At 64.9% G+C, this 25,219-nt stretch carries 14 protein-coding genes and 1 pseudogene; 5 read left to right on the top strand and 10 right to left on the bottom strand.

The window, feature by feature from the left end; genetic code table 11:
- Positions 1 to 196 precede the first annotated feature (196 nt).
- On the bottom strand, positions 197 to 1,429 hold the full coding sequence (locus tag APT63_18640; GenBank protein AMA47944.1) for a hypothetical protein: 1,233 nt from the start codon (positions 1,427 to 1,429) through the stop codon (positions 197 to 199).
- A gap of 139 nt (positions 1,430 to 1,568) precedes the next feature.
- On the opposite strand from APT63_18640, the pseudogene APT63_18635 reads away from it, so the two are divergent.
- From APT63_18635 to APT63_18625, 3 genes and pseudogenes are all read left to right on the top strand, one after another.
- Positions 1,569 to 2,444, top strand: a pseudogene (locus tag APT63_18635) (LysR family transcriptional regulator).
- 132 nt (positions 2,445 to 2,576) lie between these two features.
- Positions 2,577 to 2,885 carry an addiction module toxin RelE gene (locus APT63_18630; protein AMA47482.1) on the top strand — a complete coding sequence of 103 codons (309 nt, stop codon included), beginning with the start codon at positions 2,577 to 2,579 and terminating at the stop codon, positions 2,883 to 2,885.
- A complete protein-coding gene (locus APT63_18625) occupies positions 2,875 to 3,231 on the top strand; it encodes a transcriptional regulator (protein ID AMA47481.1) in 357 nt (118 codons plus the stop codon). The genes APT63_18630 and APT63_18625 overlap by 11 nt, the downstream gene beginning before the upstream one ends.
- Positions 3,232 to 3,255: 24 nt before the next feature.
- Here the strand turns inward: APT63_18625 and APT63_18620 are convergent, their stop codons facing one another.
- The 6 genes from APT63_18620 to APT63_18595 form a co-directional block, all read right to left on the bottom strand.
- Positions 3,256 to 4,716, bottom strand: coding sequence for a hypothetical protein (locus tag APT63_18620; GenBank protein ID AMA47480.1), 1,461 nt, complete (start codon positions 4,714 to 4,716; stop codon positions 3,256 to 3,258).
- Between the two features lie 119 nt (positions 4,717 to 4,835).
- Positions 4,836 to 8,150 carry a potassium transporter KefA gene (locus APT63_18615; protein ID AMA47479.1) on the bottom strand — a complete coding sequence of 1,105 codons (3,315 nt, stop codon included), beginning with the start codon at positions 8,148 to 8,150 and terminating at the stop codon, positions 4,836 to 4,838.
- Positions 8,151 to 8,185: 35 nt separating this feature from the next.
- Positions 8,186 to 9,928, bottom strand: coding sequence for a K+/H+ antiporter (cvrA, locus tag APT63_18610; GenBank protein ID AMA47943.1), 1,743 nt, complete (start codon positions 9,926 to 9,928; stop codon positions 8,186 to 8,188).
- 535 nt (positions 9,929 to 10,463) lie between these two features.
- Positions 10,464 to 12,155: a choline dehydrogenase gene (locus tag APT63_18605; GenBank protein ID AMA47478.1), complete on the bottom strand. Its 1,692-nt coding sequence runs from the start codon at positions 12,153 to 12,155 to the stop codon at positions 10,464 to 10,466.
- A gap of 148 nt (positions 12,156 to 12,303) precedes the next feature.
- Positions 12,304 to 13,776 (bottom strand): betaine-aldehyde dehydrogenase, encoded by a 1,473-nt coding sequence (locus tag APT63_18600; GenBank protein AMA47477.1) that lies wholly within the window; start codon positions 13,774 to 13,776, stop codon positions 12,304 to 12,306.
- A gap of 31 nt (positions 13,777 to 13,807) precedes the next feature.
- Complete coding sequence (locus APT63_18595; GenBank protein ID AMA47476.1) at positions 13,808 to 14,473, bottom strand: transcriptional repressor BetI; 666 nt, start codon at positions 14,471 to 14,473, stop codon at positions 13,808 to 13,810.
- A 420-nt stretch (positions 14,474 to 14,893) separates the two neighbouring features.
- Here APT63_18595 and APT63_18590 point away from each other — a divergent pair, with 420 nt between their 5' ends.
- Positions 14,894 to 16,897, top strand: coding sequence for a beta-aspartyl-peptidase (locus APT63_18590; protein AMA47475.1), 2,004 nt, complete (start codon positions 14,894 to 14,896; stop codon positions 16,895 to 16,897).
- A 140-nt stretch (positions 16,898 to 17,037) separates the two neighbouring features.
- Positions 17,038 to 21,711 carry a hypothetical protein gene (locus tag APT63_18585; protein ID AMA47474.1) on the top strand — a complete coding sequence of 1,558 codons (4,674 nt, stop codon included), beginning with the start codon at positions 17,038 to 17,040 and terminating at the stop codon, positions 21,709 to 21,711.
- Between the two features lie 15 nt (positions 21,712 to 21,726).
- Here the strand turns inward: APT63_18585 and APT63_18580 are convergent, their stop codons facing one another.
- The 3 genes from APT63_18580 to APT63_18570 all read right to left on the bottom strand — a co-directional run bounded on the left by APT63_18580 (position 21,727) and on the right by APT63_18570 (position 25,211).
- On the bottom strand, positions 21,727 to 22,491 hold the full coding sequence (locus APT63_18580) for a hypothetical protein (GenBank protein ID AMA47473.1): 765 nt from the start codon (positions 22,489 to 22,491) through the stop codon (positions 21,727 to 21,729).
- Positions 22,492 to 22,499: 8 nt separating this feature from the next.
- The gene (locus APT63_18575; protein AMA47472.1) at positions 22,500 to 23,813 is read right to left on the bottom strand and encodes a peptidase S41; all 1,314 of its coding nucleotides are present in this window, start codon (positions 23,811 to 23,813) and stop codon (positions 22,500 to 22,502) included.
- Positions 23,814 to 23,903: 90 nt separating this feature from the next.
- Positions 23,904 to 25,211: a peptidase M23 gene (locus APT63_18570; GenBank protein AMA47471.1), complete on the bottom strand. Its 1,308-nt coding sequence runs from the start codon at positions 25,209 to 25,211 to the stop codon at positions 23,904 to 23,906.
- Between the last annotated feature and the right edge of the window lie 8 nt (positions 25,212 to 25,219).

Here is a 25,219-nt window from a genome sequence, read left to right as displayed (position 1 = left end):
TACAAAGATCTGGGTGGGAGCTGGCTTGCCAGCGATAGGGCCCTGTCAGGCGTCGCCTGCGTTGCGGGCAAGCTCCACAAACTGCTTGCGCAGCCATGCCTAGACCGACGCTACAAAGATCTGGGTGGGAGCTGGCTTGCCAGCGAGGAAGCCTCTACGGTCCAGCCTTATTCACCAGACCAACGCCCCACCAACCTCAAGCCGTCTTCGGCGCCAACCGGCTCAGGTGCAGCGCCACCAGCAAGGCCACGCTCAGCAATGCGCCGATGAACAGCCCAACCCCACTCCAGCCGCCCCAGTGCCAGAACATCCCGCCTGCCGTACCCGCCACGCTCGAACCGGCGTAGTAGCTGAACAAATACAGGGAAGACGCCTGCCCCTTGGCCTTCAGCGCACGACGACCGATCCAGCTGCTGGCGACCGAATGCGCGCCGAAGAAGCCGAAGGTGAACACCAGCATGCCGACGATGATCAGCGGCAGCGGGCTGGCCAGAGTGGTCAGCATGCCCCCGCCCATCACCAGGATGCTGGCCCAGAACACCTTGCGCCGACCCAGCCGGTCGGCCAGGGCGCCCACCTGCGCCGAGCTGTAGATGCCCGACAGGTACACCACCGACAGCAGCCCGACCCACGCCTGGTTCAAATGGTAGGGCCCGGCCAGCAGTCGGTAGCCGATGTAGTTGAACAGGGTGACGAACGCACCCATCAGCAGGAAGGCCTCGAGGAACAGCCAGGGCAGCCCGGCGTCCTTGAAGTGCATCGTGAACCCTTCGAGCAGGCTTCGAGGCCGTAGCGGCTGGGGGCGGAAGTTGCGCGACTCGGGCAGCACCTTCCAGAACACCGCCGCCGCGATCAGGCCCAGCCCGCCGATGATCAACATCGCGATGTGCCAGCTGACGAAGTCGATCAGCACGCCCGCGATCAGGCGCCCGCTCATGCCGCCGATGGCATTGCCGCCGATGTACAGCCCCATGGCCAGGCCGATATGGCTCGGATGAATCTCTTCGCTGAGGTAGGTCATGGCCACGGCCGCCAGCCCGCTCAGCGACAGGCCGACCAGCGCGCGCGTCACCAGCACGCTCTCCCAGGTCGGCATCAGCGCACTGGCCACCGTCGCCACGGCGGCGCACACCAGGGCGAAGAGCATCACCGGCTTGCGCCCGATGCGATCGGAAATCGGCCCGGTCACCAAGAGACCGATTGCCAGCATCGCCGTGGAGACCGACAGCACCAGGCTGCTCTGCGCCGCGTTGATCGAGAACTCCTGCGACAGCAGCGGCATCATCGGCTGCACGCAGTACAGCAGGGCGAACGTGGCGAACCCACCACTGAACAGGGCCAGCACCGTGCGCATGAAGGCCGGTGTGCCTTTCTCGATCCACACCTCGGGGCGCACTCCGGCCGTGGACAGAGCGGCGTGGGCAGGCAAAGGAACGGCAGCGGCTTTCACGACGAACACCTCGGGCATGAGCCAATGAGCGACAGGAAAAATCATATAGCTGGCTAATGATTAGATCCAATATATTGTTCGACCTATTTGATAGCTTTGACGACTCATTGAGGTCAGCATGGAACTGCGTCATCTGCGGTATTTCATCGCCGTCGCCGAGGAACTGCATTTCGGTCGCGCCGCGCAGCAACTGGGCATTTCCCAGCCACCGCTGAGCCAGCAGATTCAGGCCCTGGAACAGGAGGTCGGTGCCCGCTTGTTCGATCGCAACAACAGACGGGTCGAGTTGAGCGAGGCCGGGCGGCTGTTCCTGGAAGAAGCACGGCAGGTGCTGGCGCAAGTCGAACGGGCGGCCGATGTCGCGCGTCGAGCCCAGCAAGGCGAACTGGGTGAGTTAAAAATCGGCTTTACCTCCTCGGCGCCCTTCACGTCCCGTATTCCCAAGGCCCTACGTACGTTCCGACAACGCTTTCCGGCCGTGCATCTGGACCTCAAGGAAATGAGCAGCCGCGAAGTGGCGGACGGGGTGTTCGACGCCACGCTCGATATCGGGTTGATGCGGCCGATGCCATTGCCGGAAGGATTGATCGTCACGCCGCTGTTCAATGAACCCTTGATCGCCGTGCTCAATGCGGCGCATCCCCTGGCGGCGAGCGAGGAAGGACTCTCGATGACGGCGCTGGCCGAGGAGCCCTTTGTGTTCTTCCCGCGCAGTTATGGCAGCGGGCTGTACGCCCAGTTGCTGAGTCTGGCCCGCCAGGCCGGATTCACGCCGCGCATTGCCCAGGAAGCCGGGGAGGTGATGACGATCATCGGGCTGGTAGCCGCAGGCTTGGGCGTATCGGTGCTGCCCGCGTCCTACCAGCGCATGCGCATCGAGGGTGTGGTGTACCGGACGCTGACCGATGAAGGCGCCATGAGTGCCGTCTGGCTGGTACGTCGGCAGGGCGCCTTGTCTGCCATGGCCAATGCGTTCGTGGAACTGCTTGCAGGAGGAAAGGATTCGAAAGGGGTAACCGATTCATCGAGTAAAGAGAGGGTCCCGGCACGGCTAACGCCTCATCGTCCTGCTTGCGAGAAGCAACGTACAGCATTATCATCTCCCAAAACGGGAGATTGAGCTCGGATGCGCGTCATAGCCAAAAGCACGCTAGTTAAATTTTGGGAACTGCCGGGACATGAGGATGCTAAGGCAGCACTGGAAAGTTGGCATGACATCGCGCTTAAGGCCTCGTGGCGTAGTCCACAAGACGTCAAGAATCAGATAGGCAGTGCAAGCATCTGTGCGAAAAATCGCGTTGTGTTCAATGTTGCAGGTAACAAGTACCGGCTTGTAGTTGAAATGCAGTATCGGGCCGGTATCGCTTGGGTAAAGTTCATCGGTACGCACAAGCGCTATGACGAGATAGACGTGGAGACGATCAATGAATATTAAGCCGATCCGTACAGATGATGACCTGCACGTAGCCTTTCAGCGGCTCGAAGCGATTTTCCAGGCTGAGCCAGGTACGCCAGAGGCCGATGAAATGGAGATTTTGGTAACCTTGATCGAAGTGTATGAGAACCAACACTATCCGATCCATCCTGCTACCCCGGTAGCTGCGATCAAGTTTTGCATGGAGCAACAGGGTCTAAGCGCACGTGATTTAGAGAAATACATCGGGCCTAGCGGCCGCGTTTCTGAAGTGCTGAACGGGAAACGCGGCCTTAGCCTGTCCATGATCAAACGTCTGCACGACGGCTTGCGAATACCGTACGAGTCTTTACTGGCCAGTGCATGACCCTTGAGGGCATTGCACGGAACATCACGAGGAACAACTGATCTCCAGATGCTTGCCCCATGTCGGTGGCCGCTCGGCATAGGCCTGCATCCCAGGTTGTTCTTCGAAAGGCTTACTCAGCACATGGTGCAACCGACGCACCTCGGTGTAGTCCCCCGCCTCGGCCGCTTCGATGGCCTGTTGGGCGAGGTAGTTGCGCAGCACGTACAGTGGATTGACCGCATGCATACGGGCGCGGCGACCGCTCGCGTTGTCCGGTTCACGGGTGCAGCGGGCCAGGTAAGCCTCGCCCCACTGATCGAAACCGGCCAGGTCGACGAAGTCGTCGCGTACCACGCGCAGGGCCTCGGCCACAGGTTGGTCGCCCAACTGGCGGAAGAACAGGTGGTAGTCCACGGCGCCTTTCTGCATCAGTTGCAACAGCCGCTCGACCAGCTCCAGGTCATCCGGCTCGGCGACCGTGAAGCCCAGGCGACGGCGCATCAGGTCCAGGTAATGGGTCTGGTACAGCGGCAGGAACAGGTCCAGCGCCTGCTTCAGCGCCTCGACCTCGACGAAAGGCGTGAGGGCCTGGGCCAGGGCGCTGAGGTTCCAGTGGGCGATCGGCACCTGGTTGCTGTAGCTGTAGCGACCCCGGTCGTCGGAGTGGTTGCAGATGAAGTTGGCGTCGAAGTCGTCGAGGAAGGCAAACGGGCCGAAATCGAAAGTGATGCCCAGGATCGACATGTTGTCGGTGTTCATCACCCCGTGGCAGAACCCGTAGGCCTGCCAACGGGCGATCAGCTCGGCGTTGGCTTCGACGATGGCGCGGAACATCGCCAGGCACGGCTGCTCGTCCTGCAGGCATTCGGGGTAGTGGGCCTGGAGCACATGATCGAGCAGGGCCTGCGCCTGTTCCGGCTGACGGGTGTAGTAGAAATACTCGAAATGCCCGAAGCGGATATGGCTCTCGGCCAGGCGCAGCACCATCGCTGCGGTTTCGGCAGTCTCGCGCCACACGGTCGTGCTCGAGCCGACCACGCACAGGGCACGGCTGCTGGGAATGCCCAGCGCGTGCAGGGCCTCGGAAGCGAGGAATTCGCGAATCGACGAGCGCAGTACCGCGCGTCCATCACCCATGCGCGAGTAGGGAGTCGGCCCGGCGCCCTTGAGGTGCAGGTCCCAGTGTTCGCCCGCGTCGTTGAGCACTTCGCCGAGCAACAGCCCACGGCCATCGCCCAGGCGCGGCGTGTAGCCACCGAACTGGTGGCCGGAATAGACCATCGCGCGCGGATCGGCCTCTTCCCATAGCTTATGTCCGCTGAACAGCTCGGCGAACAGGGGCGTGCTGGCCTCGCTGGGGTCCAGGTCGAGCAGCGCCATCGCCGCTTCGCTGGCCACCACCAGGCGCGGCTCGGCAATCGGCTCGGGCAGGACTTGGGTGGAGAAGGCATCGCCCAGGCGGGCGAAGCGGTTGTCGAACGTCAGTTGATCGAGCGTTTTCAAGAGAGTGCTCCTTACAGGGTGCGAGGGCGGCCACCGCGACAAGCCCAAGGACCTCGCACCAACCTGCCCGATGTCGCCCAGCGTCATGTCACCGCGCGCTCATGGTCAGTGGACCGGGTTCAGATCGATCCAGTGCCATCGATCTGACCGACGTCGCCACCCCGTGCGATCAGTTGCTGCCGGGTGCCTTGGGTGTCCATCAGGAACACCTCCACCTGGCGCACCGAGATCTTGATGCCATGGGCGCGGAATTCACGGTCGATGTATCGGTTGATTTCGTCGAGCGTCGGGTTGCGGTCGCCCAGGTCGCGCACGTGCATGCGCAGCTCATGCTCCAGGGCGTTCTCGCCGAAATTGAGGAAGTACACCAGCGGCTCGGGGTCCTTGAGCACGCGCGGGTTCTCGTGGGCGCCCTTGAGCAGCAGGTCGCGTACCAGTTCCAGATCCGAGCCGTAGTCGATGCCCAGCTTGAGCGTGACGCGGGTGATGGTGTCGGTCAGCGACCAGTTGATCAACTGCCCGGTGATGAAAGTCTTGTTCGGGACGATGATGTCCTTGCGGTCGAAGTCAGTGATGGTGGTGGCACGGATGCGGATCTTGCTCACCGTGCCCGACAGGTTGCCGATGGTGATGGTGTCACCGATCCGCGCCGGGCGTTCGAACAGGATCATGATCCCGGAAATGAAGTTGGCGAAGATCTCCTGCATGCCGAAGCCCAGGCCCAGGGACAGGGCCGCGACCAGCCACTGCAGCTTGTCCCAGCTCAGGCCGAGGGTCGACAGGGTGCTGACGAAGCCGATGCCGGCGATGGCGTAGGACAGCAGGGTGGTGGTGGCGTAGGCGCTGCCCTGGGCCAGGTTGAGCCGCGACAGCACCAGGACTTCGAGCAGGCCGGGCAGGTTGCCGGCCAGGGCGAAGGTGATGCCCACGATCACCATGGCGCTGAGCAGGTCGCCCAGGCTGATCGGTACCATGCTGGCGGTCGCGCCGGTGCCGCTGGTGTATTCGTAGAGCGTGATGTTGTTGAGGTACGAGAACACCGTGATCAGGTCCGACCAGACCCAGTACAGCCCGCCGATGAAGCCGCCCAGCAGGGCCAAACGGATCAGGCGCAGCGATTGCTGGTTGACCTGCTCGATGTCCAGCTTGGGCTCTTCGCTGATGACCTCGCCTTCCTGGCTGTCTTTGGCCGCCTGGCGCTTGCTCAGGGCACGCTGGTAGGCCAGGCGCCGCGCCGCCACGCCCAGGCCGCGCACGAAGGCGGCTTCGATGACCAGCCAGAACAGCAGCAGGTAGAGGGTGTAGATGAGTCGGTCGGTCAGCTTGAGGGCGGTGTAGTAATAGCCGAAGCACACGGCCACGAACAACGCGATCGGCAGCGCCGTGAAGGCGACGCCCACGGTCTTGCGGAACAACGAGGCATCGCGGTGCGCCGGGCTGCTGAGCAACAGGCGGCTGAGCAGCCAGGCCATCAGCGCGTAGCAGGCCAGCACCACGCCGATGCCGAGCACGTCCTCGGCCAGCGCAGACGGTTGGTGTTCGGCCACCGCCACGACACCGACCAGGGCCAGCACCACCGTGCCCAGCCGGCGTACCCAGCCGCGCAGGAACTCGACCTGGGGCTTGTACCAGCGGAAATGCACCTCGGCCACACCGCCTGGGGAGAGGATGCGGTAGGCGGTGTAGAACACCAGCCAGGCCTGGGCCAGTTGCCAGAGCGCCGCCCCCAGGTTGGCGTTCTGTCCGCGCGCATCGATCTGCAGGGCATACCCGCACAGGGCCAGGCCCAATGCGACCGGCAATGCCAGCAGGATGTTGATCAGGATCGCCTGGGGCGTGTGCCACTGGCTGTCGCGCTTGAAGTGGCCGATGTCCTGATGCACCGCGTTCAGGCGTTCGTACAGGTAGGTACGCCGCCACAGCAGGGCGGCGATCAGCACCAGCAGGGGCAGGAACAGCAGGGGCCGTTGGGTCAGCCCATCCGACAGCTCCTTGAACCCGGATGCCCACGGCAGGCTGGCGATCTGGTCGACGAAGCGTTCCGGCACGTAGCGCAGCCATTCCCAGTCCAGCGGCTTGTTGCTGGGGATCCAGAACATCTGCTCGTCGAGGGTAGTGCGCAGCCCCTGGGCCGTGCTGAGCAACTGCTTCTGGTTCAGCTGCAGGGTGATCGACTCGTTGAGCAGGGCGCTGAGTTCGCGGTTCAGGCGTTCGAGCAGGTCGCTGCGGGTGATGGCCACTTCCAGCAGCGCCTTGCGCAAGGCCGGCGTGACCTCTTCTTCCGGTTGCCCGGCGAGCAGGCGCTCGACGTAGCTGCCGGGCGTGCTCATCTGTTCACGCTGCTGGTTGACCTCGAACTGGTACAGGCGGATGTCGGCGATCTGGTCAGCCAGGTCACGGTCGAGCTTGAGGTGCGGCAGCGCCTGCTTCTGCTTGTAGAGGATCTTCGACAGCAACAGGCTGCCCTTGAGCACGTTGATCTGCTCGTCGAGCGCCTGGTCGGCCTGGGTCAGTACATCCAGCTGCTGCTTGGTCTGCAGGTTCTGCTGGGTCAGCTCGTTGAGGCGGTCGGTGCTCTTGAGCAGGTAGTCGGACAGGCGCAGGTTGGCGGCGCTCTCGGTGGCCAGCAGGGTGCTGCCGCCGGCCTTCTGCGCTTCGATCGACTGCTGGGTGACGGTCTGCTGCGACTGCGCCAGGCGCTTGGCGTTGATCAGCGACTGCAAGTCCTGGATTTCCTGCTCCAGGCGCGTGGCACGCTCGATCAACAGGTCGTGCCGGGCATTGCCCAGGTCCTGCAGCAGGCTGTTGCCCGCCAGTTCCTGACGGCGCAGCAGGGTCAGGGCATTGAGTGAGGCGAGTTCGGCATTGAGCTGGTTGCGCTGATCGGCGTTGAGCGACTTGCCGTTGTCCTTGCCGGACTTGAGGCTGCTGTTGATCTGCTGGGCGCGGGTCTGGTTGCTGCTGATCTCGGCCTGGGCGCGCTCCGGGCGGGTCTGCGAATTGATGATCAGGCTGTTGGCTTCGGACAGCGCTTTCTGCAGGTCGCCCTGCTGGGTGCTGCGCTCGGCCAGCATCTGTTCGAGCTGGGGCACGCTGGCGTTGGCGTAGCGCTCGGCCACCGCCACGTTCGGGCTCTGCTTGAGCTTGATCAGCGCCTGCTGGCTGTCACGGATCTCGCCGGGGGCCTGGTCGAGCTGCTGCTTGAGCGCGGCAAGCTTGTCCTCGCTGTCCTGCTGGTTGGCCAGCAGCGTCAAGGTCTGCTCGAGCACCTGCTGCAAGGCCTTCTGGTCGGCCTCGGGCAGCTTGCGCTCGGCGATCTTGTCCAGGCTGCCCTGGACGCCTTGGGGCGTGAGTGCCTCGGCAGCCAGGCCGACGACCGGAAGGGAAACGCACAGCCCCAGAAGGGCTGCGCGGAGAACTGCGCGCAGGGACATAGTCAGGATCTTGCAGAGCGGGGCGGAGACGGATTCTAGAGGAACAGACCGGGGGCCGGTCGAGCACCTTCGGGGAATTTGACGCCCACTTTGAGGATCTTGTTCCCTTCCATGGCCGCTACGGTCCACAACGTACCGGCCCATTCGATCTGGTCGCCCACCACGGGCGCGCCCCCGACCTTCTGTCGGATGAACTGCGCCAGCGGCATCTGCGGGTCTTGGACGTCGAGCTTGAGGCCATACAGCGCTGCCACGGCGGCCAGTTCGGCATCGCCCTCGAGGACGAAGTCGCCGAAGAAGCGCAGGTCCTGCCCGCGCTGAGGCGGCTTGCTGAACAGCTTGCCCAGCGCCGGCAGGTGGTGCTCGTGGCCGATCACGCAGAGCAGGTCGTCGACCTGCAGCACCGTGCTGCCCGAGGGGTGCAGCAATTGCTCACCGCGGAACAGTGCCGCGATGCGTGTGCCCTCGGGCATCTTCAATTCGCGCAGCGCCGCACCGATGCACCATTTCTCGGCACCCAGGCGATAGACGAACAGCTCCCATTCACTGGTGATGTTGACCTCCAGTGCCGAACGCGAAATCGGCGCCGGGTCCGGTGGCACGGTCACCTTGAGCAGCTTGGCCATCCACGGCAGGCTGGTGCCTTGTACCAGCAGCGATACCAGCACGATGAAGAAGGCCAGGTTGAAGAACAGCTGGGCATCCGGCAGGCCGGCCATCAACGGGAAGACCGCCAGGATGATCGGGACCGCGCCACGCAGTCCGACCCAGGAAATGAACCCTTTCTCGCGGCCATGGAACGCCTTGAACGGCAGCAGCGCGACCGCCACCGAGAGGGGGCGGGCGAAGAGGATCATCCACAGCGCCAGGCCCAGCGCCGGCAGGGCGATGGGCAACAGGTCATGGGGCGTGACCAGCAGGCCGAGCACCAGGAACATGCCGATCTGCGCCAGCCAGGCCATGCCGTCGAGCATGTGCAGGATGCCATGCCGGCTGCGAATGGGGCGGTTACCCAGCACCAGGCCGCACAGGTAGACCGCCAGGAAGCCGCTGCCGTGCAGGGCGTTGGTCAAGGCGAATACCACCAGGCCGCCAGCGATCACCAGAATCGGGTACAGGGCACTGCCCAGGTGGATGCGGTTGACCAGTTGCAGCATCAGCCAGCCCCCGCCCAGGCCCAGCAAGCCGCCGATACCGAACTCGCGGATCAGGTGCGTCAGCAGGCTCCAGTGCAGGCCGGTCTGGTGGCTGGCGATCATGTCGATCAGGGTCACGGTCAGGAACACCGCCATCGGGTCGTTGCTGCCCGACTCGATCTCCAGGGTGGCGGTGACCCGCTCGTTGAGGCCCTTGCCGCCGAGCAGCGAAAACACCGCCGCGGCGTCGGTGGAGCCGACGATGGCACCGATCAGCAAACCCTGGATCAGGCTCAGGTCGAACAGCCAGGCGGCGGCCATGCCCGTCAGGCCGGTGGTGATCAACACCCCGACCGTGGCCAGCGACAGCGCGGGCCACAAGGCCACCCGGAAGCTTGCCACTCGGGTGCGCAGGCCGCCGTCGAGCAGGATCACCGCCAGCGCCAGGTTGCCCACCAGGTAGGCGGTCGAGTAGTTGTTGAAGATGATGCCGCCGCCGTCCACGCCGGCGACCATGCCGACCGCCAGGATGATCACCAGGATCGGGATACCCAGGCGTGACGACAGCGAACTGACCAGGATACTTGCACTCACCAGCAAAGCGCCGATCAAGAACAGACTGTTGATGGTGCTCGCATCCAAATGCAGGTACTCCGCGATGACGTTGACGGGAAAGACCTGGATTGACAAGCAGGTCGTGTGCCAATCGATTCTAACCTGATGAATTGATGAGGTGTAAGGGGCGTGGGGAGCGCAACACGCTGCAAGGAGCGAGTGGCAAGAAAGGTAGGGGCGATTGCGTGTGGGTGACGTCGGCAGGCGCTCTGTCGGCGCTGCGCTGTTGCTGGGGAAGCGAGCTTGCCTGCGATGCGGGCGGTGGCTGATCGGACGCCATCGCTGGCAAGCCAGCTCCCACAAGGTCCGATTCAGCCTGTCACACTATCGATCCAGCCTGCCAGGGCATAGGGAGGCGACCTGGCCTGCCAGAGCACATAGGGTCCGATCTGGCCTGCCAAGGTGCATGGCTCCGCAGGCAACCCTGCAAGACGCAGGCGCAGCTCATCCTGGTGTGGGAGCGAGCTTGCCCGCGATGCAGGCGATTACTGAACGGACACCGTGCGTCTGTCCGGCAAAGCGGATCGAGGCGCCTGCAAGCGCCTTCTATCCACAGGCGTGCTCAGCCCTGCGCAACCTCACGCATCGGCTTGCCTTTCACCGGTGCGCCATCGGCGACGTAGTATGTGGCGGTGCTGCGTGGCAGCGGTGCGCGGTTGCGGATGCGGTCGGCGATCTTCTCGGCGATCATGATGGTGGTCGCGTTGAGGTTGCCGGTGATGATGATCGGCATGATCGACGCATCCACCACGCGCAGGCCTTGCATGCCATGGACGCGACCCTGGCCATCGACCACGGCCATGTCGTCGTCGCCCATCTTGCACGAGCAGGACGGGTGGTAGGCGGTTTCGGCATGCTCGCGGATGAACTTGTCCAGCTCTTCGTCCGACTGTACGTGCTCGCCTGGGCTGATCTCGCGACCGCGGTACTGATCGAGCGCCGGCTGGGCCATGATCTCGCGGGTCAGGCGGATGCCGTCACGGAATTCCTGCCAGTCCTGCTCGGTGGCCATGTAGTTGAACAGGATGCTCGGGTGCTGGCGCGGGTCCTTGGACTTGACGTGCACGCGACCACGGCTCGGCGAACGCATCGACCCCATGTGCGCCTGGAAGCCATGTTCCTGGACGCCCTTGCTGCCGTTGTAGTTGATGGCCACGGGCAGGAAGTGGTACTGGATGTTCGGCCACTCGAATTCGGGACGGCTGCGGATGAACCCGCCTGCCTCGAACTGGTTGCTGGCGCCGATGCCGGTGCCGTTGAACAGCCACTCGGCACCGATGGCCGGCTGGTTCCACCACAGCAGCGAGGGGTACAGCGACACGGGCTGGGTGCAGGCGTACTGCAAGTACAGCTCCAGGTGGTCCTGCAGGTTCTCGCCCACGCCCGGCAGGTCATGCACGACCGGGATGTCGAGGCTTTCGAGCAGCGCGCGCGGACCGACGCCCGAGCGCTGCAGCAGCTGGGGCGACGCGATGGCGCCAGAGCTGACGATCACTTCCTTGCGGGCACGGGCCTCGATGCGCTCTTCGCTGTCGCCGACCAGGTAGGACACGCCGATCGCGCGCTTGCCGTCGAACAGGATGCGGTCGCTCAGGGCATGGGTGACGATGGTCAGGTTCGGACGCTTCTTGGCCTGGTCCAGGTAACCGCGCGCGGTGCTGGAGCGACGGCCGTTCTTGGTCACCGAACGGTCCATCGGACCGAAGCCTTCCTGCTGGTAGCCGTTGAGGTCTTCGGTACGGGGGTAGCCCGCCTGCACACCGGCTTCGACCATGGCGTTGAACAACGGGTTGTTGCCGGCCTTGGGCGTGGTCACGCTGAGCGGGCCGTCGCCACCGTGGTAATCGTTCGGCCCGATGTCACGGGTTTCGGCCTTGCGGAAGTAGGGCAGGCAATCGAGGTAGGTCCAGTCTTCCAGGCCTGGCAGCTTGGCCCAGCCATCGAAGTCCATGGCGTTGCCGCGGATGTAGCACATGCCGTTGATCAGCGACGAGCCACCCAGGCCCTTGCCGCGGCCACATTCCATGCGACGGTTGTCCATGTGCGGCTCGGGATCGGTCTCGTAGGCCCAGTTGTAGCGGCGACCTTGCAGGGGGAAGGCCAGGGCGGCCGGCATCTGCGTGCGGAAGTCGAACCGGTAGTCCGGGCCGCCTGCCTCGAGCAGCAGCACGGTGGTGCCGGCGTCTTCGGTCAGGCGCGTGGCGAGGGTGTTACCGGCCGAGCCGGCACCGACGATGATGTAATCATATTCCATGACGTTTCTCCGAAGGGGAGCGGCAAGTGTCCAGCGTCAGGTTGCAAGCAAGGCAGCTGCGCGACACTCGCGAATGAATGGGGCCGTCAGGGCCGGTGACGAGAAAGCCACCGACCCTGTCCTGCAGCTAGCCGCAGGCAGCGGTCGTTCAGAACACCGACGCGTAGTCGCCCAGCTCGACCTGCACCGACTTGATGCGGGTGTACTGCGCCAGGGAGCTGATGCCGTTCTCGCGGCCGACACCGGATTGCTTGTAGCCACCGACCGGCATTTCGGCCGGCGATTCGCCCCAGGCGTTGATCCAGCAGATGCCCGCTTCGAGCTTGTGGATGATGCGATGGGCGCGGCTCAGGTCCTGGGTGCAGACACCTGCGGCCAGGCCGTAGTCAGTGTCGTTGGCGCGACGGATGACTTCTTCTTCGGTCTCGTAGCTGAGGATGCTCATGACCGGGCCGAAGATCTCTTCCTGGACGATGGTCATGTCGTCGCGGCAGTCGGTGAACACGGTCGGCGCCACGAAGGCACCCTTGGCCAGGTCGCCTTCCTGCAGACGCTCGCCGCCGCACAGCAGGCGGGCACCTTGTTCCTTGCCCTTGGCGATGTAGCCCAGCACGCTTTCCATGTGGGCGAAGCTGACCAGCGGGCCGAAGTTGGTGTTCTCGTCTTCCGGGTTGCCGACGCGGATACGCGCCACGCGCTCGAGGATCTTGGCCTCGAAGGCTTCCTTGAGCGACGCCGGCACGAACACGCGGGTGCCGTTGGTGCAGACCTGGCCGGAGCTGTAGAAGTTGGCCATCATCGCGATGTCGGCGGCGCGATCCAGGTCGGCGTCTTCACAGACGATCAGCGGCGACTTGCCGCCCAGTTCCATGGTGACTTCCTTGAGCGAGGAGCTCGAGGCGCTGGCCATGACCTTCTTGCCGGTGGTGGTGCCGCCGGTGAAGGAGATCTTCTCGATGCGCGGGTGCTCGGTCAGCAGGCCGCCCACATCGCGACCGCTGCCGGTCAGGACGTTGAACACACCGGCCGGCAGGCCGGCTTCGGTGTAGATCTCGGCCAGCTTGAGGGTGGTCAGCGAGGTGACTTCGCTCGGCTTGAAGATCATCGCGTTGCCAGCGGCCAGGGCGGGCGCGGATTTCCACAGGGCGATCTGGATCGGGTAGTTCCAGGCACCGATGCCTGCGGTCACGCCCAGCGGCTCGCGGCGGGTGTAGACGAACGAGCTGTCACGCAGGGGGATCTGCTCGCCTTCGATGGCAGGCACCAGGCCAGCGTAGTACTCGAGCACGTCGGCACCGGTGACGATGTCGACGTAGCGGGTTTCCGAGTAGGACTTGCCGGTGTCGAGGGTTTCCAGCATGGCCAGCTCGTCGTTGCGCTCGCGCAGGATGTCGACGGCACGACGCAGGATGCGCGAACGCTGCATGGCGGTCATCGCCGCCCAGACCTTCTGGCCGCGCTCGGCGCTTTCGACCGCACGCTCGACGTCAGCTTCGCCAGCCCGCTGCACGAGGGCGAGCACTTCGCCCGTGGCCGGGTTGATGGCTTCGAAGGTGGCATCGGTGCTGGCGTCGACATAACCGCCGTCGATGTAGAGTTTTTGCGTTCCGAAACGGGCCATAGTGTCCTCGCAAGTGCAATGGGGTGAATGGCTAGCCGCGTCGCGCGCCTGCCCATCGGGCATTCACGTCGCGCGGTTCTCCAGCGGCGGGGGTCGTTTGCCCCGGTTCCTGCTGGGTAGCCAGTTGTAGATCCATGTATTGATAAGCGATGCGTACTGCCTGCTCGGTGTCGAACGAGTCGCCCGACAGCGCACCGCGCAGCCATAATCCGTCGATCAACGCTGCCAGGCCGCGGGCTGCGACACGTGCCTGGTCCAGTGGCAGCACACGGCGGAACTGGCAGCACAGGTTCGAGTACAAGCGGTGGTCGTTGACTCGCTGCAACCGATGCAAGGTCGGTTGGTGCATGCTCGAGGCCCAGAAGGCCAGCCAGGTCTTCATGGCCGGTCCGGTGACCTGACTGGCGTCGAAGTTGCCTTCGATGATCACCTTCAGGTGGGCCCGCGGGCTGTCGTCCGCCAGGGCCCGACGCCGCTGTGCGACGCCTTCGTTGAGCATGCTCAGGATATGGCGCATGGTCGCTTCGATCAGGCCGTTCTTGTCCCGAAAGTAGTGACTGATGATGCCATTCGACACGCCGGCCAAACGGGCGATCAGCGCGATGCTGGCATCTCCCATGCCGACCTGATCCACCGCCGTCAAGGTAGCGTCGATCAACTGCTGGCGACGAATGGGTTGCATACCGACCTTGGGCATCTCGTACTTCTCCTCAGGCCTGCGAGCGGGCGGCAAGCCGCTGTCTCGACGAAGACCAGTCTATTTTGTTTTGATTGAACGTTCAATCAATAAAGAATAAGCTCTGCGACAATTTGTGCCATTGACAGGCGTCAATGACGTCCCAGATGGCCCAAATGATCGCGATGAAAATCGTGAAAGCCTTGTGATACGTGGCGTTGACAGGCCCGAGCAGCAGGCGGAACACGGCATCACCTGCGGCCATCGACCGCATGACGAAGGTTCCGAGCGCACCGGGAAGGGTCAAGGCATCACGGCATGCAACGCAGACGTTCGATTTTCGGATCCTTTTTATAACACCTGAAGCCATGGGGCTATTGCACCTATGGCTCGACACCTGATCGTTAGCCTTCCCTTGCGCCTGCCCGGAGCCTTCGTGCAATGAGTTCTGCCTCCCTTACCAAACCTCCCGCCGAGCGGGTGCGGGTCAACCGTGTGGTGTTCTACACCTCCGCCTTGCTGATCCTCTCACTGACCGTGCTGCTGATCGCCGTGCCCGACACCGCGGGTCGCCTGCTGGGTGTGGCCCAGTCCTGGCTGACCCGCTCGTTCGGCTGGTACTACATGCTGGTGATCTGCGGTTACCTGGTGTTCGTCGTCGCCCTGGCGTTCTCCGATTTCGGCAAGCTCAAGCTCGGTGGCAAGGACGATCACCCGGACTTCAGCTATGGCGCCTGGGCCGGCATGCTGTTTTCGTCGGGCATCGGCATCTCGCTGTTGTACTTCGGCGCCTCCGAGCCGCTGGACCATTACCTGAACCCGCCTGAAGGCACGCCGGGAAGCCTGGAGGCCGCGCGTCAGGGCCTGCAGCTGACCTTCCTGCACTGGGGGCTGCACGGCTGGGCCATCTACGCGTTGGTGGGGCTGGCCGTGGGTTACTTCGCCTACCGCCACAACCAGCCTCTGGCGCTGCGCTCGGCCCTGTTCCCCTTGTTCGGCGAGCGTTGGGTGAAAGGTGGGGCAGGGCACGCCGTGGACATCTTCGGCATGTTCGTGACCCTGCTGGGCCTGGTGACCAACCTGGGCATCGGCTCGATGCAGGTGGCTTCGGGGCTGGAGTACCTGTTCGGCATGGACCACAGCAAGACCAACCTGCTGGTGGTCATCCTGGTCATGAGTGGCGTGGCGACCATCGCGGCGGTGTCCGGTGTGGAAAACGGCATCCGCCGCCTGTCCAACCTGAACATCGTGCTGTTCAGCGGCCTGTTGCTGTTCGTGCTGATGAGTGGGCAGACGCTGCACCTGCTCAATGGCTTCGTGCAGAACGTCGGCGACTACCTCAACGGCTTCGTGCTCAAGACCTTCGACCTCTATGCCTACGAGCCCGACGGCGCCAAGTCCGAGCGCTGGCTGGGCCTGTGGACCGTGTTCTACTGGGCCTGGTGGATCTCCTGGGGCCCGTTCGTGGGCATGTTCATCGCGCGCATCTCCAAGGGCCGCACCGTGCGCGAGCTGGTTGCTGGCGTATTGCTGATCCCGCTGGGCTTCACCCTGGCCTGGCTGTCGATCTTCGGCAACACCGCGCTGGACCTGGTGATCAACCAAGGGGCCGTGGAGCTGGGCAAGACGGCGGTCGAGCAGCCGTCGATGTCGATCTACCACCTGCTGGAATACTTCCCGGCCGCACGCATCGTCGTGGGTGTGGCGGTGTTCGTCGGCTTCGTGCTGTTCCTGACGCCCGCCGACTCCGGCGCGGTGATGATGGCCAACCTGTCTTGCAAGGGCGGGCATGTCGACGAGGATGCGCCCAACTGGCTGCGGATCTTCTGGTCGGTGGTCATCACCCTGGTCACCATCGGGCTATTGTTCGCCGGCAACTTCGAAGCCATGCAGACGATGGTGGTGCTGGCCGGCCTGCCGTTCTCGGTGGTGCTGGTACTGTTCATGTTCGGCCTCTACAAGGCCATGAAGCAGGACGTGCAGATCGAGCAAGAACGCGCCGAACTGGCGGCCCGGGGTCGCCGCGGTTTCAGTGAGCGCCTGACGCCCCTGGAGCTGCAGCCGACGCAGGCGGTGGTCCAGCGCTACATGGACAAGCATGTCAGCCCGGCCCTGAAGGAGGCTGCCACGCAGCTCGGTGCCCTGGGCTATGCGGTCGAGAGCCGGCTGGGCCAGTCCCGTGCCCTGATGGGGCTGCGGGTGATGATGGAAGAAGGCAATCCGTTCGTCTACGAAGTGAGCCTGGACGGTTACCAGGCGCCTGCCGGCGATCTGTCGACCGAGGGCGAGCCGGAGGTACGGCAACGCTTCTACCGTGCCGAGGTGTACCTGCACGATGGCAGTCAGGAGTACGACCTGATGGGCTTCAGCGCCGAACAGATCGTGCGCGATGTCCTGGACCAGTTCGAAAGCCACCGCCAGGTGCTGGGCCGCGTCTACAGCTGACGCGCCAGGTCGGCAGGCCGGTTCCCTAGGCACCGGCCTGTTCCGGCACGCTTGCGCCTGCCGGTCCCTGCCTTATGTACCGCCGCGCGTGTACCGATCCCTTCTACCGTCCGCCGCATTGACCCACAGGAGCAATGCGCATGACATCCCGAACCCACCTCGCCCAGGACTACAGACACGCGGTCGCCAGCGAGTTCGCCGCACGGCCCACCGTGCGTCAGGTGGCCGCTACCCATCTGCTGTCCTTGCTGGCCGCCGCGCACCCGGCAGTGGCGGCCGCCGACCTGCCCGATGCCGACTCGATCGTGCTGCTGATCCCCCAGGCCAGCGAGACGTCATCGTCCGCCTATGTGTACTGGGCACGTCAGCCGCTGGTGGAGGCGTTGCTCGAGTCGATGATCCGTGGCGAGCCACTGCGCTCACGTGGCCTGCAAGGAGGCGAGTTCATGATCGTCGCAGGCGCCGAGCACCCGTTCAGGGAGGCGCAGGGCCTCGTGCAGGACGGTGCACTGTCGATCGATGCGCAGCTGGACGCGATCGATGCGCTGCGACAGACCCTGGTCCAGCAGTTCTGCCAGGCCCAGGTCGACTATTGGTCCGCACCTGGCAGCCTGGGCGTGAGCCGTGATCGCTGGCTGCAGCTGATCATCAAGTCCGCCTGGCTGGAGAACCTGCCGCTGCAAGGTCTCGACCGGCAGCAGACGGCCTGCATCCATGGCGTGCTGAAGGGCGGCGAGGCCCAGCCGGCGGTCTTTGCGGTCGAGGCGCATCTGACGAACGGCGCGGGGGTGCGCCAGACGCTGCTGCCCAACCTGTTGATCGACGTCGATTATGACGAGCGACGGATCCTGCTCTGGTGCGCGCCGTCGAGCGTGATCCGCGCCTTCGACACCCTCGAGGCCTTCGAGGCGGCGCTGTGCGACGAGCTGGCCGAGCATTACTGCTTCGAGACCTTGACGTGGACCCGCTATCCGCTGGAGGGTGATCCGTTCGCCAGGCAGTCCGCTCTGCTGCTCGAGGGCCTGCTCGATGCCCTGGGCGAGACCTACTACTGGCAATGCAAGGACCCCGAAACACTCGATGACCTGTTCGCCACCTTGAGCGATCCATCCGCCGCGTTCATCGAAGGCTATCGGGTCGACAGCCAGCCTGCCCTGGTCCTGCCGATCGGTCTGCGTCATCTGTCGCCAGCGGACGGGTTCGCCTGCCAGGCGGCCCTGTTCGAGCTGGCCCTCGCGCAAAGCGATGCCTCCGGTTGCACCTCCCGCGACGCCATCCTCGACCTGCGCCAGTATGCGCGTCAGCAATTGCGACAGGCGTTGCTGGCCGATCACCCGGACGATGCCAATTACTTCCCCGACGACCTTCTGCTGACCTTGCGCGTCGCGCATGGCCAGCCGGGCGGTGCAGGGGTCGGGCCCGGCGACGGGCATGTGCAGACGTACCAGGCGAGCTTTCTCGATTACGCCATCGGCGCGCCCGGTGCCTATCAGGACGCCGTGCTGATCGCGGTCGAACATCGCCAGGGGCAACTGATCATGGACTGGCTGACCCCTCGTTACCTCGATGCCCTGGTGCGCCGTGTCGACATCGGCGGTCACTACCCGGCCTACGTCGCGCGCGCCATGGACGAGCCCGGCGGCAGGGCCCAGCGCATCGCCTGCTTCGCCCGCGAGTGGCGCTGCTCGCTGCTGAGCGCAGCGCTCGCGGCAAAACTGGCTGGCACGCTCGACGAGGCCGCGTTGCAGTGCGTGGTCGACTATTGCCGTGGGCAGGTGGACCGCCGTCTGCCCGCCATCGCGCTCATGCCCCTGGCTTTCCTGTCCGAGCCCAAGGCCGACACGGCGGACGTGGTGCGTGGCATGTATGTCCTGTTTTCGGCCGAGCCCAGGGTGGTGATCTTGTACCGGCCGCTCTACCGTCATGCCCCACTACGGGCCTTCAAGAGCCTGGAGGCGCTCTTCGCGGCCATCGCCAGCCCCGGCGACCTGCACGACAGCGTGCTCGACTGGCTGCCTGCGCAAGCCCGGCGTGTGTACGACCATGGGGGCTTCCGCGAGCCTCACCGGTTGCAACCGATCGAGGACGATTCGACAGGGCCGTCCTCGGCCGGTCCGGCAGTGCTGCAGACGCGCTTCTGGCTCGACCATGTCGACGACAGGCTCTACCAGGCCAACCGTGACCTGCTCATCGAACTGGCCGATCGGCAGTCGCTCTCCGATGCGGAGAGGCGTTGGGCTTCGCTGGTACAGGGCGCCTGGCTGCTGTTCGACGTCGTCAGCCTGATCCTGCGAGGGCCGGCGGCTGCGGTGGCGTGGCTGGTGCAGGGGGTCGCCAGCCTCGAGCACGACCTGCCGGCCCTTGTGGAAGGCACGGCCTTCGAACGCTCGGCGGCCGTGGTCGACCTGGTGCTCGGCCTGGGCATGGCCGTGGCGCACACCCTGCTGCCCGCAGCGGCCTCGCCTCCTCAGCCCCGCTTGTCGAAACGGCTCATCCCCGGCGCCCTGCGCACACCAGAGGCAATGCCCCTGCCTCGCGCGATCGAGCCGGTACGCGGGCCGGTCGTGTCGGTGCAGGGCCTGGCCGACAGGCGTGGCACGCACCTGGAGTTCGCCTGGCAGGGCACCCGGGGGTTCAATGTCCTGCCGGCTGACCAGCGCGAACGTCTGCTGGCCTTGCGCTCGGGCATCGACCTGACGGGGCACTCCGCCACGGCCACGGGGCTGTACGCGGTGAATGAGCGCTTGTATGTGATCATGCAGGGCGATGTGTACCACGTCGAACTGGCCGGGGACGGTGTTCGCGTGATGGGCGAGCGCGGCGAGCCAGGGCCGTGGCTGGTGCTCGAGTTCGGTGTCTGGCGGGTCGATGCCCGGCTGCGGCTTCGCGGCGGCATGCCGAAAGGTCGGCTGCAACTGCTGCGCGAGAAGAACCGCAAGCGTCTGGAAACCCTGAAGGACGATGAACTCCAGTTGACCGACCGCCGCAACGAGCTGTCACGCGTCTTGGGCATGCACCGCGACCTGCTGCTGGACAAGACCGCGCAGATCCGAGCGCTCGAGGCTGTCGAGCAGCCAAGCGAGTTGCAGGTACGGGAACTGACGATGCTGCGCGACCTTGGAAAACGGATCCGGGAAACCGTCGTCTACGACATCAAGGCGCTGATCGACAATGGGTTGAAACACGATCGGCTGATGAACGATATTGCTGAGCTGCGTCACGGCGAGCCCCTGCTCGATGAGACGGTGCAGGTCCATCGGTCGGCCACGCGCAAGGAATTGCTCGAGCACTGCGAGATCTTCTACAACGAGATCGCCGCGCTGATCAATGCCGAGAGCCTGGAAGCGCTGGCCGATACCATCGCGATCCGTCCCGAAGGCGAGGACGAGATCCGACAGTACCATGCCTACCGCGAGGTGCTGGCAAAAGTGGTGAAGTGGGAGACCGATCTGGTCGAGGTCTCCCGGCAGTTCGAGGGGCTGTTGGCGTCCACCCTCAGCGACAGCTCGATCAATTTCAAGGATGACGACACGGGTGCCCGTCTGGACAAGCACCGCTGGCTCGCGGGCATCACCCGGCAGCATCGACTCAATGCGGTGGACATCGAGTTTCGCCTGCTGATCGACCTGGGCGAACTGAGCATCGATCGTCTGTCAGGCGCCGACGAACGCACACTGCGTCGAATCGAGGCCGGTATCGCCGGGGAGGCCCTGAGAAGCGCCGGCTCCGCGCACGGTGAACTGGCCGGCAGCGATCTGCCTCTGGAGGCCCAGATCAGCGTGCTCAACGGGGTACTGGAAGGGTACGAGGAAACGTTGGTGTCCCTCGATTACCTGAGCAACGTATCGGGCAATACGCTGCGCGCCGAAACGCTCAAACGGTACCGCGAAACGCTCGAGCGGCTCAAGGCGTTGGCCGAGAAGGAGCTGGCCGAGGCGGTACGCGAGAAGGAACTGGCCGAGCCCCGGGTCCCGCGTCCGACTGTCTATCCGTCGCGCGGTGGTGGCCGACGGCACGTGGTACGCACGCAGCGAGGACGTAGCGTGGTCGGCGTCGAGGCGGAGGTCGATGGCGTGGCCGTGATCGAACAGCGCGATGCGCATACCAACCAGGTGCTCAAGACCTTCCGGCAGCATGGCAGCGAATGGTTCGAAGACGCCTCGACCCCTATCGAGACGCCTACGCCCGTTCAGGATCCGGGCGCACTGCGACAGCGTGCCCAGGCGCTGATCGCCGAAGTCGAGTCGGTCATCCGCCTGGCGCGCCAGTACGTCAAGTCTGACGAGCCGCATGGGCTGGCCTCGGTCATCGATTGGCACGTGGAGAAACTGCTCACCGTGCAGGCGAAGTTGCCCCGAAGTGACCTGGACGAGGCTTTGCATCGCAACCTGACGAGCAGCATCGAACGCTTGCAGGCGGCGCGACAGGACCTGTTGACCGGACTCCACTTGTCGACCAGCCACCCTACCGCGCAGAGCCTGGCGTTCCTGATGCAGCATGGCCAGGTCACCCTTGCGCGCGTGACGGAACGCAAGATGCTGGGGCCGGGGGATTACCTGGATGTCTATCAGATCAGGCGCCTGCCACGGCCGGGAGAGGAGCGCGGTCAGGGGCTGTGGGAGGCACACTTTCACTACCCGAGCGCCACGGCACCGGGTAGGGCGTTCAGCAAGGGGCACTTGAAACTGTGGTCTCAGCGCAAGCTCGGTCGCGAGGCCCAACTGCGCGCCGCGGCCACGGGCAAGGACCTGCTGGCCATCTACCGCAGCGACCTGCGCCTGGAGCAGGTGGAAGGCTTGATTCCGTTCGACTGACGGCGCCCTGGCCTGCTAGCGACCGGGGTAGCGCCCCTGTTTGCCGTGGGCTGGCATGGCCAGGTTGCTGCGCTGCGCGATCATCTGGTGAATCTCGATCCATTCGATGCCCTGGCCCTTGAGCCGGGGCAGCTCGCGCTCCAGCACCTCGAGCGTCTGCGGGTAGGGGTGGCCGATCAGGACTGCCGAGCCTTGCCGGCGTGCCAGCTCGATGCCGATGCGCAACTGGCCGGCAATCGCCTCCGGCGTGCGCACGTCGTCCAGAAACACGTCCCGCGAGACATGCGCCAGGCCGATGGCCTGTGCCTTGGCGGCCGCCACCGTGGCAGCGCTGGTGCGGCTGTCGACGAAGAACAGGCCACGCCGTTGCAGGTCTTCCATCAACCCGGTCATCGCCTCGGGCTGCGACGTCATGCGGCTGCCCATGTGGTTGTTGATCCCGGCCGCAAAGGGCACCTTGTCCAGCGCGTTCGCCAGGCGCGTGGCCAACGTGGCGGTCGGCAGGCCGGGGTGCCACGCGTAGGGACCGGTGGCCGGATCCATGGGCATGTGCAGGATCACCGTCTTGCCAGCCGCGTGGCCTTGCCGGGCGAAGGTGGTGGCATGGGGCGTGTCGGGCATGATCGCCAGGGTCACCGGCCCCGGCAGGGCCAGCACCCGATTGTCGCGAGCCACGTTCTGCCCGAGGTCGTCGATGATCAGGGTCAGGTAGGCCTTGGCCGGCGCCGCCTGGGCGACGCTGGCCAGCAACCAGGCCAGCGCGAACAGGATGGCGCGCATGAGCAGGGTCACGCGCCCTTGGTGATGTTGAGGCCCTTGAGCAGGCTGAGCGCCTGGCTCAACTGGAAGTCGTCATCCTGAGGACGTTCCTTGCGCTTGCCGCCCGAAGGACGATCGGCACCGCCGTTACCATTGCCCAGGTGGCCCTGCAGGTCGGCTTCCTTGAAGTTCTCGGTGTCGGCCTCGGCGGTGAGCTTGGCCTGGCGCACCTCGATGTCCGGAACGATGCCCTGGGCCTGGATCGAACGTCCGTTGGGGGTGAAGTACAGCGCCGTGGTGAGCTTCAGGGCACGGTCGTTGTTCAGCGGTAGCACGGTCTGCACCGAGCCCTTGCCGAAGCTGTCGGTGCCCATCAGCACGGCGCGTTTCTGATCCTGCAACGCGCCGGCGACGATTTCCGAGGCCGAGGCGCTGCCGCCGTTGATCAGTACCACCAGCGGCACATGCTCGCTGGCGTCGGCCGGGTCGGCGGAGAAGCGCAGCTCGGAGTTGGGGATCCGGCCTTTGGTGTAGACGATCAGCCCCTTGGTCAGGAAGTGATCCGCCACTTCGACCGCCGATTGCAGAACCCCGCCTGGGTTGTTGCGCAGGTCCAGCACGATCCCGCGCAATTTCTTGCCATTGTCCTTGCGCAGCTTGGCCAGGGCCTTGCCGACTTCCTCGCCGGTCTTGACCTGGAATTGGGTGATGCGGATGTAGCCGTAATCGCTCTCCATGAGCTGGCTCTTGACGCTCTTGACCTGGATCACGGCGCGCGCCAGGGTCACGTCGAACGGATTGCCGCCGTTGCGTATCAAGGTCAGGGTGATCTTGTCGCCGATCTTGCCGCGCATCTTGTCGACGGCTTCGGTCATGGACTGGCCACGCGTCGGCTGGCCGTTGATCTTGACGATCAGGTCGCCCGCCTGGATGCCCGCGCGGGAGGCCGGCGTGTCGTCGATCGGCGAGACGACCTTGATGAAGTTGTCCTCCATCCCGACCTCGATGCCCAACCCACCGAACTCGCCGCTGGTGCTTTCCTGCAACTCCTGGAAGTCCTCCGGACCCAGGTAGGCCGAGTGGGGGTCCAGGTTGCTGAGCATGCCCTTGATGGCGTTTTCCAGCAGGGTCTTGTCGTCCACGGGTTCGACGTAGGCCGCCTTGATCCGGTCCATCACCTCGGCGAAGGTCCGCAGCTCGTCCAGCGGCAGCGGCCCCTGGGGCGTGGCTTCGGTGGCCGAGGGGATGACGCGGGCAGCCGGCTCGGCGGCCAGTAGCGCGGGCGCGCCCATGACCAAGGCGACGGTCAGGGCCAACTGAGAGAGGCGAGGCGAATGCAGCATGTCGAACGAACTCCTGATCCTGATGGCGCCCCTCTGGGGAGCATCGGCGCCGTGAAACGGCACTGCGCCGCACGATGAACGAACCGCCGGCTAGCCTCGACACCACTGGGTCGGGTCGCTCGGACGGCCTTGCTGGCGGATCGCGAAGTACAAGCCCGCGCTTTCCTGCCCACCGCTGTCGCCGACGGTGGAAATGGCTTCGCCCGCCTTGACGATGTCACCGGCGCTCTTGAGCAGGCTCTGGTTGTGACCATACAGGCTCAGGTAGCCGTTGCCGTGGTCGAGAATGACCAACAGCCCCGCGCCCCGCAACCACTCGGCGAACACCACGCGACCGCCGTGCACGGCGCGTACGCGCGTGCCGACCGGGGCACCGATCATCACGCCGTCCCACTTGGCCCTGACGTCGCCGCCGCGTGCATCGCCGAAACGTGCCAGCAGTCGACCATCGACTGGCCATGGAAGTTTTCCACGGGCGGCAGAAAAAGCCCCCCCATAACTGGCGCCGCCGCTGCTGACCAGCGGACCGCTGGAGGTGCGCGGAGGCGTCGGCGTTGGCGGCGGCGGCGTGTCCTGGGTCTCGCGACTGGCCTGGGCGCGGGCCTGGGCCTCCCGTTGACGACGCTCGGCCTCCTGCTGGGCGAGCAGGGCACGCTGGCGCGCTTCTTCGGCCTCCCGCGCCTGGCGGGCCAAGGTTTCCTCGATGGTCTTGAGCACCTTGCCCAGCTCGGCCTGGTCCTGCTGGCGTGCCTGAAGCTTCTGGTCGCGGTCCTTCATGTCGGCGTTGAGCTTGGCCAGCACCTGGCGGCGCTCGCTGCGCACGGCTTCGAGTTCCTGCCGGCGGCTGTCGAGGTTGCCACGCTCGGCCAGCAGCTGCGCCTGTTGCCGGGCGATGTCCTGCTCGACGCCCGCCAACTGCTTCAGGGTCTGGTTGAAGGCATGCAGTTGCGCCAGACGCGCCTTGCTCAGGTAATCGTAGTAGGTCAGCGTGCGGGCGAACCGCTCCGGGTTCTGCTGGTTGAGCAGCAGCTTGAGGTATTCCTCACGGCCGTTCTGATAGGCCGAGCGCGCCTGGATGGCGATCAGGCGTTGTTGTTCGAGGCGGGCGGACTGGAGTTTTTTTTTCTCGAGATCAAGGCGCTCCAGTTCGCCCTCGGTCTTTTTTAGCGACTCCTGCAGGGCCTCCACCTGCTTTTCCAGGGTGCCGATATCGGTCTCGGTGGCCTTGAGGTCTTTCTGCACCCCGGACTTTTCCGCTTCCAGTTTACGCAGGACCTTCTGCAGCTCGACGATATCCTGGCGTGTGGCGTCCAGCTGCTGCTGGGTCTGCGCGCGTTCGTCGGCGAAGGCCGGGCTCAGCAGGCAGGTCAGGGCTAAGGGGATCAGGGCGCGAAGCATGGGGTGGG

This window comes from Pseudomonas monteilii (assembly GCA_001534745.1).
Lineage (GTDB): Bacteria > Pseudomonadota > Gammaproteobacteria > Pseudomonadales > Pseudomonadaceae > Aquipseudomonas > Aquipseudomonas alabamensis.
Note: the sequence above shows the minus strand (reverse complement) of the source record. Positions and strands in the feature narration are given on the sequence as shown.

What these genes read in the sequence shown, in the direction of transcription:
- APT63_18625 (AMA47481.1), top strand. Translation starts at nt 2,875, where the DNA reads ATGAATATTAAGCCGATCCGTACAGATGATGACCTGCACGTAGCCTTT.
- APT63_18605 (AMA47478.1), bottom strand. Translation starts at nt 12,155, where the DNA reads ATGGAATATGATTACATCATCGTCGGTGCCGGCTCGGCCGGTAACACC.
- APT63_18630 (AMA47482.1), top strand. Translation starts at nt 2,577, where the DNA reads ATGCGCGTCATAGCCAAAAGCACGCTAGTTAAATTTTGGGAACTGCCG.
- APT63_18590 (AMA47475.1), top strand. Translation starts at nt 14,894, where the DNA reads ATGAGTTCTGCCTCCCTTACCAAACCTCCCGCCGAGCGGGTGCGGGTC.
- APT63_18570 (AMA47471.1), bottom strand. Translation starts at nt 25,211, where the DNA reads ATGCTTCGCGCCCTGATCCCCTTAGCCCTGACCTGCCTGCTGAGCCCG.
- APT63_18600 (AMA47477.1), bottom strand. Translation starts at nt 13,776, where the DNA reads ATGGCCCGTTTCGGAACGCAAAAACTCTACATCGACGGCGGTTATGTC.
- APT63_18580 (AMA47473.1), bottom strand. Translation starts at nt 22,491, where the DNA reads ATGCGCGCCATCCTGTTCGCGCTGGCCTGGTTGCTGGCCAGCGTCGCC.
- APT63_18585 (AMA47474.1), top strand. Translation starts at nt 17,038, where the DNA reads ATGACATCCCGAACCCACCTCGCCCAGGACTACAGACACGCGGTCGCC.
- APT63_18595 (AMA47476.1), bottom strand. Translation starts at nt 14,473, where the DNA reads ATGCCCAAGGTCGGTATGCAACCCATTCGTCGCCAGCAGTTGATCGAC.
- APT63_18615 (AMA47479.1), bottom strand. Translation starts at nt 8,150, where the DNA reads ATGTCCCTGCGCGCAGTTCTCCGCGCAGCCCTTCTGGGGCTGTGCGTT.
- APT63_18575 (AMA47472.1), bottom strand. Translation starts at nt 23,813, where the DNA reads ATGCTGCATTCGCCTCGCCTCTCTCAGTTGGCCCTGACCGTCGCCTTG.